This window comes from Bacillus sp. ChL18 (genome assembly GCF_026241425.1).
Taxonomy (GTDB): domain Bacteria; phylum Bacillota; class Bacilli; order Bacillales; family Bacillaceae; genus Bacillus; species Bacillus velezensis.
On sequence record NZ_JAPHWE010000001.1, the window covers coordinates 762,641 to 778,864 of the forward strand.

The 16,224-nt window shown below is 45.2% G+C and carries 19 protein-coding genes; 14 read left to right on the top strand and 5 right to left on the bottom strand.

Annotated elements, in window-relative coordinates; translation table 11 throughout:
• Nucleotide 1: 1 nt before the first annotated feature.
• From panD to OQ477_RS03985, 9 genes are all read left to right on the top strand, one after another.
• Nucleotides 2-385, top strand: coding sequence for an aspartate 1-decarboxylase (gene panD, locus OQ477_RS03945; protein WP_003153510.1), 384 nt, complete (start codon nucleotides 2-4; stop codon nucleotides 383-385).
• A 121-nt stretch (nucleotides 386-506) separates the two neighbouring features.
• Nucleotides 507-3,293, top strand: a complete 2,787-nt coding sequence (gene dinG / locus OQ477_RS03950) for an ATP-dependent DNA helicase DinG (RefSeq protein WP_265971455.1) — start codon at nucleotides 507-509, stop codon at nucleotides 3,291-3,293.
• Nucleotides 3,294-3,440: 147 nt separating this feature from the next.
• Nucleotides 3,441-3,611 carry a YpmA family protein gene (locus tag OQ477_RS03955; RefSeq protein ID WP_003153512.1) on the top strand — a complete coding sequence of 57 codons (171 nt, stop codon included), beginning with the start codon at nucleotides 3,441-3,443 and terminating at the stop codon, nucleotides 3,609-3,611.
• A gap of 9 nt (nucleotides 3,612-3,620) precedes the next feature.
• A complete protein-coding gene (tseB, locus tag OQ477_RS03960) occupies nucleotides 3,621-4,106 on the top strand; it encodes a cell wall elongation/penicillin-binding protein regulator TseB (RefSeq protein ID WP_007612191.1) in 486 nt (161 codons plus the stop codon).
• A gap of 22 nt (nucleotides 4,107-4,128) precedes the next feature.
• On the top strand, nucleotides 4,129-5,310 hold the full coding sequence (locus OQ477_RS03965; protein WP_265971457.1) for a pyridoxal phosphate-dependent aminotransferase: 1,182 nt from the start codon (nucleotides 4,129-4,131) through the stop codon (nucleotides 5,308-5,310).
• Between the two features lie 134 nt (nucleotides 5,311-5,444).
• A complete protein-coding gene (asnS, locus tag OQ477_RS03970; protein WP_265971458.1) occupies nucleotides 5,445-6,737 on the top strand; it encodes an asparagine--tRNA ligase in 1,293 nt (430 codons plus the stop codon).
• Nucleotides 6,738-6,831: 94 nt separating this feature from the next.
• Nucleotides 6,832-7,530 (top strand): DNA replication protein DnaD, encoded by a 699-nt coding sequence (gene dnaD / locus OQ477_RS03975; RefSeq protein ID WP_003153516.1) that lies wholly within the window; start codon nucleotides 6,832-6,834, stop codon nucleotides 7,528-7,530.
• Between the two features lie 18 nt (nucleotides 7,531-7,548).
• The gene (gene nth, locus OQ477_RS03980; RefSeq protein ID WP_007612187.1) at nucleotides 7,549-8,208 is read left to right on the top strand and encodes an endonuclease III; all 660 of its coding nucleotides are present in this window, start codon (nucleotides 7,549-7,551) and stop codon (nucleotides 8,206-8,208) included.
• A complete protein-coding gene (locus OQ477_RS03985; protein WP_265971461.1) occupies nucleotides 8,205-8,696 on the top strand; it encodes a YpoC family protein in 492 nt (163 codons plus the stop codon). The genes nth and OQ477_RS03985 overlap by 4 nt, the downstream gene beginning before the upstream one ends.
• 77 nt (nucleotides 8,697-8,773) lie before the next feature.
• Here the strand turns inward: OQ477_RS03985 and OQ477_RS03990 are convergent, their stop codons facing one another.
• Both OQ477_RS03990 and recU read right to left on the bottom strand, forming a co-directional pair.
• On the bottom strand, nucleotides 8,774-11,557 hold the full coding sequence (locus tag OQ477_RS03990; RefSeq protein ID WP_265971463.1) for a PBP1A family penicillin-binding protein: 2,784 nt from the start codon (nucleotides 11,555-11,557) through the stop codon (nucleotides 8,774-8,776).
• A gap of 38 nt (nucleotides 11,558-11,595) precedes the next feature.
• The gene (recU, locus tag OQ477_RS03995; RefSeq protein ID WP_031304205.1) at nucleotides 11,596-12,204 is read right to left on the bottom strand and encodes a Holliday junction resolvase RecU; all 609 of its coding nucleotides are present in this window, start codon (nucleotides 12,202-12,204) and stop codon (nucleotides 11,596-11,598) included.
• 41 nt (nucleotides 12,205-12,245) lie between these two features.
• Here recU and OQ477_RS04000 point away from each other — a divergent pair, with 41 nt between their 5' ends.
• Nucleotides 12,246-13,208, top strand: coding sequence for a DUF2515 domain-containing protein (locus OQ477_RS04000; RefSeq protein WP_265971464.1), 963 nt, complete (start codon nucleotides 12,246-12,248; stop codon nucleotides 13,206-13,208).
• Between the two features lie 43 nt (nucleotides 13,209-13,251).
• Here OQ477_RS04000 and sspM read toward each other — a convergent pair whose 3' ends face one another.
• Nucleotides 13,252-13,356 (bottom strand): acid-soluble spore protein SspM, encoded by a 105-nt coding sequence (gene sspM, locus OQ477_RS04005; RefSeq protein WP_013352643.1) that lies wholly within the window; start codon nucleotides 13,354-13,356, stop codon nucleotides 13,252-13,254.
• A gap of 205 nt (nucleotides 13,357-13,561) precedes the next feature.
• Between sspM and OQ477_RS04010 the strand changes: the two genes are divergently transcribed.
• Nucleotides 13,562-13,807, top strand: a complete 246-nt coding sequence (locus tag OQ477_RS04010; RefSeq protein WP_014418233.1) for a DUF5446 family protein — start codon at nucleotides 13,562-13,564, stop codon at nucleotides 13,805-13,807.
• A gap of 45 nt (nucleotides 13,808-13,852) precedes the next feature.
• Nucleotides 13,853-14,221 carry a YppE family protein gene (locus tag OQ477_RS04015; protein ID WP_265971467.1) on the top strand — a complete coding sequence of 123 codons (369 nt, stop codon included), beginning with the start codon at nucleotides 13,853-13,855 and terminating at the stop codon, nucleotides 14,219-14,221.
• A 38-nt stretch (nucleotides 14,222-14,259) separates the two neighbouring features.
• Here OQ477_RS04015 and OQ477_RS04020 read toward each other — a convergent pair whose 3' ends face one another.
• Nucleotides 14,260-14,442 carry a YppF family protein gene (locus OQ477_RS04020; protein WP_003153532.1) on the bottom strand — a complete coding sequence of 61 codons (183 nt, stop codon included), beginning with the start codon at nucleotides 14,440-14,442 and terminating at the stop codon, nucleotides 14,260-14,262.
• 186 nt (nucleotides 14,443-14,628) lie between these two features.
• Between OQ477_RS04020 and OQ477_RS04025 the strand changes: the two genes are divergently transcribed.
• Complete coding sequence (locus OQ477_RS04025) at nucleotides 14,629-15,096, top strand: YppG family protein (protein ID WP_265971469.1); 468 nt, start codon at nucleotides 14,629-14,631, stop codon at nucleotides 15,094-15,096.
• 29 nt (nucleotides 15,097-15,125) lie between these two features.
• Here OQ477_RS04025 and OQ477_RS04030 read toward each other — a convergent pair whose 3' ends face one another.
• A complete protein-coding gene (locus tag OQ477_RS04030) occupies nucleotides 15,126-15,539 on the bottom strand; it encodes an Hsp20/alpha crystallin family protein (protein WP_007612169.1) in 414 nt (137 codons plus the stop codon).
• A 138-nt stretch (nucleotides 15,540-15,677) separates the two neighbouring features.
• Between OQ477_RS04030 and OQ477_RS04035 the strand changes: the two genes are divergently transcribed.
• Nucleotides 15,678-16,184: a PTS sugar transporter subunit IIA gene (locus OQ477_RS04035; RefSeq protein WP_007612167.1), complete on the top strand. Its 507-nt coding sequence runs from the start codon at nucleotides 15,678-15,680 to the stop codon at nucleotides 16,182-16,184.
• The last annotated feature ends 40 nt before the right edge of the window (nucleotides 16,185-16,224 follow it).

Below are 16,224 nucleotides of genomic sequence, written 5' to 3' on the forward strand. Positions count from 1 at the left end.
TATGTACCGCACTATGATGGCCGGAAAACTGCACCGCGCTACCGTGACGGAAGCCAATTTAAACTATGTCGGCAGCATTACGATTGATGAAGATCTTTTAGATGCCGTCGGAATGCTCGCTAATGAAAAAGTTCAGATTGTGAATAATAACAACGGAGCGAGACTTGAAACGTATATTATTCCCGGTAAGCGGGGGAGCGGCGTCATCTGTTTAAACGGAGCAGCCGCCCGTCTCGTCCAAGAAGGAGATAAAGTCATTATTATTTCTTATCAAATGATGTCTGATCAGGAAGCAAAAAGCCATCAGCCGAAGGTGGCTGTTCTGGATGATCAGAATAAAATCGAGCAGATGCTGGGCCAGGAGCCGGCACACACGATTTTGTAAAAGAGCCCCCTTCATGGGGGTTTTCTTTTAAGATTTAGGGGCAAAAGCTGTTTTTTGGCTCCATTTCTCAACAAAACGTGTTACACTTTTCTCGTATGCAAGAATTGAGGTGTCCATTTTAATGAACAAACAACGGTTCGTTGTCATAGATGTCGAAACAACAGGAAATTCGCCGAAAAAGGGCGATAAAATCATTCAAATCGCAGCGGTTGTCATTGAAAATGGACAAATAACTGAGCGGTTTTCAAAATATATCAATCCGAATCAAGTCATTCCGCCGTTTATTGAACAGCTGACCGGAATTTCGTCCGGAATGGTTGAAAATGAACTGCCGTTTGAAGCGGTCGCAGAAGAGATTTTTCATCTGCTTGACGGCGCGTATTTTGTTGCCCACAATATTCATTTCGACCTCGGATTTGTCCGGCATGAACTGAGCGAAGCGGGCTATGAGCTGCCGGATTGTGAAGTGCTTGATACGGTTGAGCTTTCGCGTATTGTTTTCCCGGGGTTTGAAGGATATAAGCTCGGTGAGTTGTGCGCGGAGCTGAATATTGTTCATGACCGCCCTCACCGCGCAGACAGCGATGCGGAGGTTACGGGACTGGTCTTTTTAGACATTTTACATAAACTGAAACATTTGCCTTTACCGACATTAAAGCAGCTTAGAAGGCTTTCACAGCATTTTATCAGCGATTTGACGCTGCTTTTGGATTCTTTTATACATGAAAGCAGGCCGGCGGAAGAAAAGAGCTGCATTCCATACGCCTCTTTTTCAATTAAAGAGCCCGATCATATTCCGGTTTCCCGTCCGGTGAATGCGGCCATTGACCTTGAAAAGTGGAACGAAGAAAAAGAACAGATCTTATCCGATATCATCCCCCGCTATGAAAAGCGGAAAGGGCAGCTTTCGATGATGGATGAAGTGCTTGGCGCCTTCCGCAATCGGGAGCATGCGCTGATTGAAGCGGCGCCCGGCATCGGAAAAACGATCGGTTATCTCGTTCCGGCTGTTTTATTTGCCAAAGCGGAGCAGACTCCCGTGATTATCAGCACGTACTCTACTCTTTTGCAGCAGCAGATCATGTCTAAAGATCTCCCGCTTTTGGAGCGTATGTTTCCTTGGCCGGTCAAAGCTGCTATTTTAAAAGGGAAATCACATTATCTGTGCCTGCCTAAGTTTGAACATATTCTGCATGAGGAAGATGACAACTATGATGCGGTTTTGACGAAAGCGCAGCTTCTCGTCTGGCTGACGGAGACTGAAACGGGCGACGCCGCTGAGCTGAATCTTCCATCAGGCGGCAGATTGCTGTGGGAGCGCATGGCTTACGATGAGAATTCTTTTTTTAAAAAAGGGAAGGACTCGGCTGCCGGGTTTTATGAACGGGCTAAAGAAAAAGCGCAGGCCGCAGATCTGATTATCACAAACCATGCTTTGCTGTTTTCAGATCAAAGCAGTGAAACGAAAAAACTGCCTGCAAGCGGAACAATCATCATTGATGAAGCGCATCATTTCGAACGCGCTGCCAGCGAGCACCTGGGGAAGAGAGCTTCATACATCGGACTGCACACAAAGCTCAGCCGAATCGGCACCTTAAAGGAACACGGACTGTTAAAGCGGATGAGAAAACTGTTTTATACGTATGAACTGCCGGCGGAAAGTTTTTTTGACGCCGATGAGTGGATGAAGCATATTCAATCGGAAAGCGACGCATTTTTCAGTTCAGTGCATTCTTTTGTCAAACGAAGAAAACCTAAAGACGATCTGAACCGTCTCGTCTATAGTCTCAATCATAAAAGCCAGGATAAAGGGTTTCACATGATAACGGACGGAGCGGAGCGGCTTTGCGCGATGCTGGATCAGCTGCTTGACATGTTTTCAGTACAGGAGAAACTGTTACATCAAAAGCTTGAACAGATGAAAAGCGGAGCGGCTTTTTTAGCGGCCGAATATGTAAAGTGTATCAGGGGGCTGAAAGAATATCGTGATACGTTCAGCAGGCTGCTGTTTGAAAATGATGAGAAAGAAGCCGTTTGGGTTGAAATTGATGCGAAGGGCGCAAAAAATGCCGTCAGCATCTATGCGCAGCCTTTGGAGCCCGGTGAAATGCTGGCAGACCAGTTTTTCGCCCGCAAAAAAAGCGTTGTGCTCACATCAGCGACCTTAATGGTGGAGCAGTCTTTTCAATTTATGATTGAAAGGCTCGGACTTGCGGATTTTTATCCGCGCACCAAAAGCATCCCGTCTCCTTTTTCTTACGATGATCAGATGAACGTCATCATTCCGAAAGAGATGAAATCCGTTAAATATGACGGAGAGCGGGAAGTCATTGAGCATATTGCCAAGTATGCAGAAATCATGTCAAAGGGAAAACAGCCGAAGATCCTTGTCCTGTTTACGTCTCATGATATGCTGAAAAAAGTGTATCAGGAACTGAAACTCAGTATGGAGATATCAGGCATTCAGCTTCTCGCCCAAGGTATTTCGGGCGGGAGTCCCGGTAAATTAATGAAAACCTTTAAAACGGCAAGCCGGGCGATTTTGCTTGGGACGAATCATTTCTGGGAAGGCGTTGATTTTCCGGGGGATGAATTGTCAACCGTCATGATCGCAAGACTTCCTTTCAGGGCGCCTGACAATCCGCTTCATGCCGCAAAATGCGAATTTGCCAAGAAACAGGGGAAAAATCCGTTTCAGACGATTTCCCTGCCTGAGGCCGTGTTAACGTTCAGACAGGGGATCGGGCGCCTGCTCCGTACGGCGGGAGACAAGGGAACAATCGTTCTTTTAGATCAGCGTGTAAAAACGGCGGGATACGGACAGCTGTTTCTTGAAGCGCTCCCGACTTCATCTCTTTTGGAACTGACGGATGCCGAAATGGCGGCTTATGTCAGCCAAACGGAATAAAAGCCGCATAAACGCGGCTTTCGTGGTGTGGGATGAGGAATTGTTTTTATAGTAAAAGCGGGTTCATGCCGCCTTGTGATTTTATTATGCCGCGGGCGCATCCCGTTATGACTAACAAAATTTGTTCGACCGATGGAGGGTATAAAAATGGAAAGCAAAATTGAAATTCTGTCAACGATTAATGTGGAGCATTCAGATGATTTATATAAAATCGTCGATACATTAAACCGGACTTTGAAACGGGACAATCTGATGTTCGGCCTTGCGCTAGACGAAGAAAATCAAAATGAAGCGGTCTTCACCATTTATCGCACATAGGTGAAAAAGATGAGAAAAAAAGCATTAATATTTACAGCCGTATTTGGTATTATTTTTTTAGCAGTTCTTTTATTTTCGGCCAGCATTTTTAAATCTGCAATGGCTCAAAAAGAAGAAGGCCACGAAACAGCTGCCGCAGCCGCTAAAGAAAAAACGCAGCTGACAGATGCTGAGAAAGTGGAGACCTTTGTCGGCAAACAGAAATATTATGTTGTTACCGGAACGGATAAACATGGAAAAGATATGTATGTATGGGTTCCGGCCGACAAAAAAGCAAAAATTCTCTCAAAAAAAGCCAGTGACGGCATTTCAAGCGGCAAGGCTGCCAAGATCGTTCGGGACGAAGGGCTTGTTTCCAAGCTGAATGGCGTTCACCCGGCGAGAGAAAACAATGTTCCGTTATGGGAAGTGACCTATATCAACAAAAGCGGGCAATATAGCTTCAGCTATGTGGACTTTACAAGCGGCAAGATTCTCAAAAACATCACACCGTGAGACGTATTAGGGGGAGTTCAAGTTGAAATTGGCAAAAAGAGTATCCGCATTAACACCGTCTGCAACACTAGCAATTACTGCAAAAGCGAAAGAGCTGAAAGCAGAAGGCCATGATGTCATCGGCCTCGGAGCAGGAGAACCGGATTTTAATACGCCTCAGCACATTATAGATGCCGCGGTGCGTTCCATGAATGAAGGCCATACGAAATATACGCCTTCAGGCGGTCTGCCGGCGCTGAAAGACAGTATCGCAAAAAAATTCAAAAACGACCAGGGGATTGAATATAAGCCGTCAGAAATCATTGTCTGCACCGGAGCGAAACACGCTCTGTATACATTATTTCAGGTCATTCTCGATGAAGGGGACGAAGTGATTATACCGACTCCTTACTGGGTCAGCTACCCTGAGCAGGTGAAACTGGCAGGGGGGTGTCCCGTCTATGCAGAAGGGCTGGAATCCAATCAGTTTAAAATTTCACCGGAGCAGCTGAAGCAGGCTATCACCGAGAAAACAAAAGCGCTCATTATCAATTCACCGAGCAACCCGACAGGTGTTATGTATACGAAAGAAGAGCTTGCGGAACTCGGAAAAGTGTGTCTGGAGCACGGCATTCTGATCGTTTCTGACGAGATTTATGAGAAGCTTACATACGGAGGAAAAAAACACGTCTCAATCGCACAGCTTTCAGATGAATTGAAAGAGCAGACGATCATCATTAACGGCGTGTCGAAATCTCACAGCATGACGGGCTGGAGGATCGGCTATGCGGCGGGTTCGGAGACGATTATTAAAGCGATGACGAGCCTTGCGAGCCACAGCACATCAAATCCGACGTCTATCGCTCAATACGGCGCCATTGCGGCCTATAACGGTCCGGCTGAGCCGCTGGAAGAGATGAGACAGGCATTTGAGCACAGACTGAACACCATTTACGCTCAGCTCAGTGAGATTCCCGGATTCACCTGTGTCAAGCCTGAAGGGGCGTTTTACTTGTTCCCTAACGCCAAAGCGGCCGCAGAAAACTGCGGATTCAAAGATGTCGATGAATACGTCAAGGCGCTTCTGGAAGAAGAAAAAGTCGCCATCGTGCCGGGCTCGGGTTTCGGTTCACCGGACAACGTCCGCTTATCTTACGCAACGTCACTCGATCTTTTAGAAGAAGCGGTCGAAAGAATCCGCCGCTTCACGGAAAAACACAGCTGATTCTGAAAAAGCGGCTTTTAAAGCCGCTTTTCACTTGCATTGACCCCGTTAGAGTAGAACGGGTATAATAAAGTGATGAAAAAAGAGATTCAGGCAGATTCCTGAATGTCTTTCTTGTTCTGGAGGGAAAGAGTTTGAAAACAACAATCAACCAAGTGTATAAACACACAGGCGAGGTAGTAACGATTGGAGCTTGGGTCGCTAATAAACGCTCAAGCGGTAAAATCGCATTTTTACAGCTGAGAGACGGTACAGGCTTCATTCAGGGAGTTGTCGTTAAAGCTGAAGTAGAAGAAGACATCTTCCAAATCGCGAAATCAGTGACGCAGGAAACGTCACTTTATGTAAAAGGAATTGTGAAAGAGGACGAGCGTTCACCGCTCGGCTATGAGCTTGCTGTTACATCCATTGAAGTCATTCATGAAGCGACTGATTATCCGATTACGCCTAAAGAGCACGGTACGGAATTCTTAATGGATCACAGACATTTATGGCTCCGTTCGAAACGCCAGCACGCAATTATGAAAATCCGCAACGAAATCATTCGTGCGACTTATGAATTTTTCAACAAAGAAGGCTTCGTGAAAGTTGATCCGCCGATTTTGACGGGAAGCGCTCCCGAAGGCACGACTGAGCTGTTCGCGACGAAATATTTTGATGAAGACGCCTTCTTGTCTCAAAGCGGCCAGCTGTATATGGAAGCAGCTGCAATGGCGCTCGGAAAAGTATTCTCTTTCGGACCGACGTTCAGAGCGGAAAAATCGAAAACGAAACGCCATCTCATCGAATTCTGGATGATTGAGCCTGAAATGGCATTTGTTGAATTTGAAGAAAACCTTGAAGTTCAGGAGAATTATGTTGCATACATCGTACAAAGTGTGCTGGAACATTGTAAGATCGAGCTGAACACATTAGGAAGAGACACATCGAAGCTTGAACAAATCAAAGCGCCATTCCCGCGCATTACGTACGATAAAGCGATTGAATTCCTGAAAGAAAAAGGCTTTGACGATATTGAGTGGGGAGATGACTTCGGTGCGCCGCATGAAACAGCGATCGCAGAAAGCTATGACAAACCGGTGTTTATCACTCATTACCCGACGTCATTAAAACCGTTTTATATGCAGCCTGCCAAAGATCGTGACGATGTCGTGTTATGTGCCGACTTAATTGCTCCGGAAGGCTACGGGGAAATCATCGGCGGTTCAGAACGCGTTCATGATATGGATTTATTGGAAGAAAGATTAAAAGAACACGGTCTGGATTCAGATGCTTACAAATGGTATGCTGAACTCAGACAATACGGTTCTGTTCCGCACTCCGGCTTCGGCCTTGGACTTGAGCGGACAGTGGCTTGGATCAGCGGAGCGCCTCACGTGCGTGAAACGATTCCGTTCCCGAGACTTCTGAACCGTCTGTATCCGTAATAGTTTTAAAAAACGAAGTCTCCTGCAAGGGAGACTTTTTCTAAGTAAAGGGGAAAGCTCCCGGAGATAACCTTTTACAGTAAGAGGTGTAAGGATGAAAAAACAGCAATTTATAGATATGCAGGAACTCGGCATTTCAAGCATTCCCAACCTGCTGCTGACACATTACCGGCAGCTCGGGCTGAATGAAACCGAATTGATTCTGCTTTTGAAGATTAAAATGCATTTGGAAAAGGGCTCTTATTTTCCGACGCCGTTTGAACTTCAATCAGGCATGTCCATCTCTGCTGAAGAATGTACAAGCTGTCTGAGAATGTTTATTCAAAAAGGTTTTCTGTTTATTGAAGAATGTGAAGACCATAACGGCATAAAGTTTGAAAAATATTCTCTGCAGCCGTTATGGGCGAAGCTGTATGATTACATGCAGCATTCTCAAAATGAAACGCAGGAAAGAACGTCAGAAAGAGAACAAAAAAGCCTGTATACCATCTTTGAAGAAGAGTTCGGAAGACCGCTGTCGCCCCTTGAATGCGAGACGCTGGCCATATGGCAGGATCAGGATCAGCATGATGCGATTCTGATTAAACACGCCTTAAAAGAAGCTGTTTTATCGGGGAAACTCAGTTTTCGCTATATTGACCGGATTTTATTTGAATGGAAAAAGAACGGCTTCAAAACGGTTGAGCAGGCGAAGGCGCACAGCCAAAAATTCCGGCGTGTTCAAACGAAACAAAATGATCCGCAAAAAGAGTATACGAGGCAGGTGCCTTTTTACAATTGGCTGGAACAATAACATGAGAAGGGGAGAAACGTGTTAAATTTAAAGCAGATTGAATATTGTCTTGAAAAAATCGGCGATATGTTTCCGCACGCAGAATGTGAACTTGTCCATTCAAATCCTTTCGAATTGGTTGTGGCAGTCGCATTATCCGCGCAATGTACGGATGCTCTCGTCAACAGAGTGACAAAAACGCTATTTCAAAAATATAAACGGCCCGAAGATTATCTTGCCGTATCGCTGGAAGAACTCCAGCAGGATATTAAATCAATCGGCCTGTACCGTAATAAAGCCAAAAATATTCAAAAGCTGAGCAAAATGATCATCGAAGAGTACGGCGGAGAAGTGCCGAAAGACCGGGATGAGCTTGTGAATCTGCCGGGTGTCGGACGGAAAACGGCAAATGTAGTCGTGTCTGTTGCTTTCGGCGTACCTGCGATTGCAGTAGACACTCATGTGGAGCGGGTCTCTAAACGGCTCGGTATCTGCCGCTGGAAGGACTCTGTTTTGGAGGTAGAGAAAACATTAATGAAAAAAGTGCCGAAAGAGGATTGGTCTGTTACGCATCACAGATTAATATTTTTCGGCAGGTATCATTGTAAAGCGCAATCTCCCCGCTGTGCGGAATGTCCTTTGCTTCCGCTATGCAGAGAAGGGCAGAAGCGTGACAAAAAAGGGCTGGTGAAACGGTGACGGCGATTGACATTCTGGCAGGCTATGAAACATACCTGCGCAGCCTTACGGATTTGGAAAGCCTTGAGATCAAAACGGCGCTGCGCCGCCATCCGCTGTATATGGATTTCAGCGGTCAGCCAACCGTGCAGCCCTGGAGGGAAAGGGGCGAATATGTCCCGTTTCTATTTCAGATTTGGAACGAAACGAAAGAAACGCTGCTTCCCGTTTTTCAAACAAGAAAATCGAGATGTGATCAAAATGACATGCTGAAGGGAATTACCTGTCTGATTGCCGCTTTTCACTGGACGGCAGGGGAGCGGGTCACATCACTCGATTGGTCTGTGCTTGAAACAAAGCATTTTCCCGCCGAACCGATCAATTGGGCGGAGCGAATGGCGTTTATTTTAACAAAACCAACTCAATATCACTCGTTTATTCAGCTTGATGGATTGATGACGGAGATGAAGAAACAATATCATAAATATGAAGCCATGAACAAATGTTAAAAACCTCCTTTTCTCATAAGGAGGTTTTTTTGTATGAAAAAAATCCTTCACCTGTTTGAGGTGAAGGATTTCTTCCGCTAATGAGCGGGGTTTGACTGGATGGTTGACGAATTGGACTGCCCATTGATATTTGAAGATGAGTCTTTGTTTTTGTCCGTTTGACCGCTGTCAGGTTTATTTGAGCCTTCTGAACCGGAATCGGAATCATTATCAGAGCCGTTATCTTGCTGTCCGTTGTTATCCGTCCCGTTACCGGGCTGATTCTGATTGTTGTTATCTGTTTGATCCTTATCGGATTGATCCTGATTTTTATCCGGGTCATCAGTTGGTGTTTGATCCGATCCGTCAGGCGTATCTGTCTGATTGTCATCTGTGTTTGAATCATCAGTTTGCGTCTTGTCTTTGTCTTTATCTTCATCAGACTTCTGTTCATCGTCAGTCGCTTTATCTTTATCTGCATCGTCTTCTTCATCTTTCGGGACTTTGAAAGAAGCTGATGCCGTATCGCTTTTTCCGTCATCGTTTTCCGCTGTCACCTGGAAGCTGTATGTGGAGCCTGGTGTGACATCTGAGACGACGGCTTCTTTTGCCGAACTGTTTTGAATGTCACTGTAGCTTCCGCCGTCAACGGATTGTTTGACATTGAATGTTGCATCACCGTCATAATTCCAGCTTAAAGTTAATGATTTTTTATCTTTGTCGTATTTCATTTGCAATCCTGTCGGTTTATCGGCTTTTTCTTTCGTGTACGTTTTAGAAACGGCAGTTGGCTGCGTTCCTTTCACGAAGTACTCCGTCACTTTTTTATCATCCGGTGTATTTGGTCCAGCTAAAGCGGCAGGATTCGAGCCTTTCTCAACTGTTTCTTTTACGACGCTGTCAGGCTGCTTAAAGCTTCCTTTACCGTCATCAACGTATGAGATCAGCTTTTGAAAAATCCGTTTTGCGACTTGCTGGTCAGCAGAAGACAGTGATTTCTTACCTGCTTTGTTGCCAGACTCAACTCCGGTCCAAACCGCCGCTGTATATTGAGGGGTATAGCCGACAAACCATGAGTCTGGGACTCCGCCTTGAGCAATATTATATTTTTGAATATCCTCTTTAGTAAAGTTGGTCGTACCCGTTTTACCGGCCACTTCCACGTTCGGTACTTGGGCCAGTTTACCTGTTCCAGATTCGACAGCTGATTTGAGCATATCTGTAACCATGAACGCCGTGTAGTCGCTCATAGCACTTTTCGGTTTCGGTGTTAAATCAAGCTTAGTACCGTCATTAAATTCAATCGATGTGACCGCGTGCGGTTCGTTGTACGTTCCATTATTTCCGAAAGCACTGTAGGCGCCTGCCATGGTCATAGTAGATACACCGCGGTTACCCTCACCAAATCCCCCGATAGAATAGGGTTCATATACTTGATCTTTGTTTAATCCCAATCCTAAGTCGTTTGCGAAGTCGACGGCATTATCTTTTCCTGCTGCTTGGTATGCTTTTAAAGCAGGAATATTACGTGAGTCTGCGAGGGCCTCTCGCATAGATATCTGACCTCTGTATTTATTGTCCCAATCATGAATCGGTGTGCCGTCAGAGTACGTATAAGCCGAATCGTCAATCTGCTCGTAAGTCGACCATTTTTTATTTTCAATGACTGGCCCGTAATCAAGAATCGGTTTTATCGTTGAACCGGGCTGGGTTTTACCTTGCGTTGCATAATTGAATCCCCCGACAGTTCTGTTGCGTCCCGGTCCGATGGCGCGGATTTCCCCGTTTGTCGTATCAAGGAGGGTGACGCCGCCCTGCATGCCTTCCGAAAAGCCGACCGTGTCTCCGTTCATCAATTGATCAAGATAATCTTGTGCTTTCGTATCAAGAGTCGTATAAATTTTTAGACCGTCAGTTGAAATATCGACGTCTTTCTTTTCTTTTGTCTCGATTTCTTTCATAACTTCTTCGACAAAAGCGCTGTATTTATTTGTGTCCTTTTTATCGTATTCTTTTTGGCTGACGACGCCTTCATCTTTCATGGACACTTTCTTCGCTTTTTGGTATTCAGAATTTGAAATGAATCCTTGTTTTTCCATTAAGCTGAGAACAATGTTCCGGCGTTTTTCTGAAGCCTTCGGGTTTTTAACCGGGTTATATCCGGTCGGGCTTTGCGGCATTCCGGCAAGCGTCGCCGCCTGTTCAACCGTAAGCTTGCTCAAGTCTTTTACACCGAAGAATTCTTCAGCCGCTTTACCGACGCCATAGGCGCGCGGTGAGAAATAAATTCTGTTTAAATACATTTCTAAGATTTCATCTTTAGAATAATGGCGCTCCAGCTGCAGTGAAAGCCACACTTCCTGTGCTTTCCGTTTAATCGTTTTCTGATGGGTCAAAAGCGAGTTTTTCACAACCTGCTGGGTGATTGTGCTTCCTCCCTCTGAACCGAATCCATCCGTAAAGTTGGCGACCAAGGCGCCTCCGATCCGGATCGGGTCTATACCGTGGTGCTTATAAAAACGGGCGTCTTCAGTTGCGATAAATGCTTCTTTCACAACATCGGGTATATCCTTAATCGGGACGTAGGTTCGTTTTTCACCGCCCACTTCCGCGATTTCTTTGCCGTTTTTATCGTAAATCGTTGAAGAGTAAGGCGTTTTCAGCTTGGCTTCGTCCAAAGACGGCGCGCCGGAAACCAAAACGGCAAATGCCGCCGCTCCGCCGACTATGCCAAGGACAAACAGAATAACCAAGGACAGCACAATCTTTTTGAATAAACCGCCTTTACGCTGTTTCTTGCCTTTTTTCGGTGAAGAGGGCTTAGTGCTTTTCGTCTGCCTTGCCTTACGGCGTTCTTCACGACTCGTAAATTGATCTGACATAACATCTCAACCTTTCGTTTATCAACCTTTCGCTCAGTCTACTGTTCCTGCGAAAAATAAAGCTGTTCAATAATACTAATATAATCAATTCTCGGTGAGTATCCAAGGGAAATCGGAAAGGAAGCATCTTCTAATTCGTCTTTGCGAATTGATTTTCTGCCATTGTTCTCCTTTCTGTCCCAAAAGACAAACAGCTTGTCGGCTTCGAGGAAATAAACCTTTCCGAAAGCGGATATAATAACAAAACAAATGCCGTCTTGCCTGACCACCTGCTTCATATGCTCAATCTGATGATCATGAAAATTCTGCAGGGGAAATGCCGTTTTGTTTTTTGTTTCTTTTGCCTCAAAATCAATGTAGCGTCCTTTATAAATGCCGTTGTAGTCGGTTGTGGAAGACTGTTTAAAATAAGCTTCCTTAATGACTGCGGCGCTTCTTTTCGGATAGTGGACGTTTACAATCTGGACGGGTGTCGGCTTTTTGTGAATGACAGCAATTTGGTTAGCCAGATAATACTTATTCGTTTCATTCAGGTCGTCTTCGAGGGTCATGCCGCGATTACTGTATGAATGAGACCGTTTCTGGCTGTTTTGGGATGAAACCGTTTTGTTCGGCTGAAAAGTTTTTCCATTCGGGTACCGAATCACTTTTTCCATCCTCCTTATCAAACTAATAGTGACGGAAGTGAATGAACGTGCATAAACGACAGACCGTAACCGCCATTCTTCGCCTGATCGAAAAAGAGACGAAAATAAAAAATGCCGATAATATTTCCCGGACGAATGCCTATAAAGCATATTATGACCGCCATCCTGAGATCAAGTGGCCGCTTTTGGCATCCTTTGTGTCCCGTAATGCGGGCTGGTCGATGACTGATTTAAGAGGCGTCCTTTATCAGGAGGGCCTTGACAGCAGTCAGAAAAACTGGTTTTTCCTTTCGTATGAAAGGGCAAATTGGCTGATTTTTTCTGATGCCTATCCTCAGCTTCTGGTCTACCAGTGGTCAAAACAAATCGGCGAACCTCTATTCCGTCATCTTCCTTATTTCCGCGTCTCGGCTTTTATGCAGGAAGAATGGTTCCGCTTTTGGCGTGACGGAGATACGGAACGGCTCATGTATGCTCTTATTATAAATGAACAAAACACTATCCAAGCACCTATTATACAAAATCCTTCGTTTAAAAAGAATGTTTTTGGCACGATTCCTTTTTATTTAAGTGATTGGTTTCACTTTAATACGGTGATATTCCCTTCATTTGACGGACATTTATACGGAATTTCCGTCAAACGGTTTTCGAAAACCGAAGAGAGAATTACGCTCGGAAAACAGCTGGCCCGCCTTCTGTTCAGCCCTGACCTTCACGCTTCTTTTTACCGTTTTCTTGATACCGTTCCTCATACCGGTTCGCGCTTTGATATGGAGAAAATGATCGGCATCAAAAAAAGAACATCACCGATGCTGAGGACAACCTATCCCATTGTTGCCCACCCATTAGACGGCGAAAGGGAGGATTGGTTTCAAAAAAGGTTAAGAAAAGGGGCTTTCTTACAGGAGAAAATGCCGAAACAGCTTGAACTGACGGACTGGTACTTCCAGAAAAGACGGGAACTCCATGCGCTCTTCGCAGTTAAAGAGTGGCTGAAGAAATGAAAAAGCCCGAAACCGTTCGCTGGGGTTTCGGGCTGCTGATGTGTTACGTGGAAGGGCGGTTTGGGCCGCCTAATTTTTTATCAAGCGTATCAGTCGTTTTTGCTTCGTTTTTTTGCTGTTTACCTGCATTTTTCGGTCTCGTTTTCATACGGCACCTCCTCAACTGTATCGTTTGCATTAACGTGCCGGTTCATACAAAGTTTGCGGCACTTTTTTGTCGAAAGGCACGCCTTTTAGGATAATCTCTGTTTGTTTGCCGAACTGCTTCTAGTTTTGTCATGTGCAGAGGAGAGCGGTATGAAAACGAGAATTATATTCTAAAGAGACGCAAGTGATAAAAGGGAGGAACATGAATGTCTGTTTACACGAGCAAGGCTGATATTCTCCGTCTGCTTTCTGATATCGAAATCCGGATTTCTGCTGCTGAAAAAACGCTTACCCAAGCAGTCAGATCCTGTCAGGCGGAAGCTGAAGAAATCAGGCAGGAGAAACTTTCCCGCCTTGAGGAAGAGGCGCGGGAGCTTCATGTTTGTATTGATGACCTGTTTTTGGCTGACCGGCGTAAAAAGGATTTGCCGAGAGCCTGCCGGATCAGCTGATTTTATGCAAAAACTTTGGTACCATATGTACTGAGGTGAGTCCGTTTGCAGACACAGTCGTTATTGGAGCTGACAGAACAAATGATAGATGCGGTTCTGGAAGCCGAAAAAAGGTATCAGGATGGAAAAGAGTCAGGCCGTTCATATGATTTTTTTGAGATTATTAAACCCGATGTTGAAAAAAGAGACCGGCTTTGCGCGCTTTGGACAGAAGCAGCGCTTGCGTTTATTCAGGAAAACCGTCCGAAATACGTTCATCACGCACAAATTCAGGCCGTTACAGAAAATTTCGGAGAACTGATGCTCCAATCATATGTTCATCATATTCATAAAAAAAGATACAGGGATTTAACTGAATCTGTTTTATATACGCTTCGTATATTAAGGGATGAAATTGAAAAAGAAGGCAGCTGAAAACGGCTGCCTTCTTTTATATAAAGGGGTCGGGTATGTTATTCATACGCCGGGTTTTCTGCTCCACTTGCTTCGAGAACCTTCATACTGTTTCGAAATTCGGTTGCGGTGAGATGGCCTTGAATATAGAGGAATTTTGCAAAGTCCATCAGTTTATCTGCACAATCTGTTTCATATTTTTTCACTTCAGCAAAACGCTTTCTTAAGTATGATACGTTCATAATGGTGCATCCCCTCTCATGTATGTTGAGATTATGGTAACATAACGATTCGACTTTTTTCTGTTTTTAAAAAATTAAGACTTTCGACAGCATTTGACAAAGATCAGAATCTCCGAAAGCACATAACCAAGGCGGAATTCATACATATATAGCAGAAACTTAGTGAGAGACAAGGGGGAATGTCATATGCAATGGAGAGCGCAGCCATATCAAAATATGTACCAGCAGCCGGCGGGATATTTCTACCCGCAGCAGATACAGCCATTACAGCAGCCGAGTCCGCAGCAGATACAGCCATTACAGCAGCCGAGTCCGCAGCAGATACAGTCATTACAGCCGCCGCCATATCAACAGCAAGGGCAGTACCCGCAGCAATTTTATCCGAATCAGGAATACGGTCATATGCAGCAGCCGTTTGCTCCCCCTCCTCCTCAGGCAGGCATGCCCGGGGGACAGCCGGGGTTTGTGAATCCTTACCCCGTTCCCAGACCGAATCAGCAGCAGTCTTCCCAATTCTCAGGCATACTCTCCCAGTTTAAAAAAACGAACGGACAGTTTGACTTTAATAAAATGATGGATACAACGGGGCAGATGGTAAGCGCCGTAAATCAGGTCGGATCGCTGGTGAAAGGCCTCACCAGTATCTTCAAATAAAAAGCATGAATGATATCCATCATTCATGCTTATTTTTTAGGGAAAAAGAGGGTAAGCGTTTGTTCATTCCAGGATGTTTCCATATCTTCTTCACTCACCTTATACGGGAGGACAACGGTTCTTGTCATGCTTGAAGACACATGGGATGAATGAGCCTGTTTATGATCGTAGCGGATTGTAACGTGAAGGTAGCACCCTTTCGTTTCCACCAGCATATCCCCGTCACGGAACGTCTCGGGAACGCCGATATCAACCGCGAGGCCCGTCGGCTCTTCTCTGACGTCAATCGTCACTTGCGCTTCAGTAAAAGCCGAATTGACAAGGTGCTGAAAACCCTGCATCAATTCTGCGAAGGGACCTGAGTGAAAAAATTGGTCCATCGCATGGCTGATGATGTCCTCATTTCTTTGCGGATCAAGTTTATCGTTTTGTGATTGATCCATATGACCACCGCCTTTTTACAAACAGACTATGCGATGTTATGCCGTATGGTTAAGAATTGAAGGAAAAAAGAAAGTATGGTTAAATAGTGGAGAATAAACTGGTAACGGATTCACATTTAGGAAGGGGAGCACAACACATTGCTGAAAAAATTATTCGGATTGGGAGACAGCCGGAAAAAGCCGGCCGAGGAAGTGATTTTTTCTCCGGCTGACGGAGCGGTGATGGATTTGGCTTCAGTGCCGGATCCCGTATTTTCACAAAAAATGATGGGGGACGGGATCGCCGTCGAGCCTGCAAACGGAGACATTGTTTCACCGGTTGAGGGAGAAGTGATTCAGCTGTTCCATACAAAACATGCTGTCGGCATCCGCACCCTTTCCGGAGCGGAACTTTTGATACATGTCGGTTTGGATACCGTCAATATGAACGGTGAAGGCTTTGAAGCGCATGTAAAAGAAGGAGACAAAGTGAAAACAGGCGATCTGCTTTTAACGTGCCGGCTGGATTTAATAAAAGAAAAAGCAAGCAGCACCGTCATCCCTATGGTGATTATGAATGGCGATGCCGCAGAACCTTTGCAATTTGCAGGCGCAATTGAAGCGAAAAAAGGACAAACAGAGCTTTTTACGATAAAAATGAAGTAGGCAGGGGCTGATTCCCTGCTTTTTTTCTTGTGCAGGATTT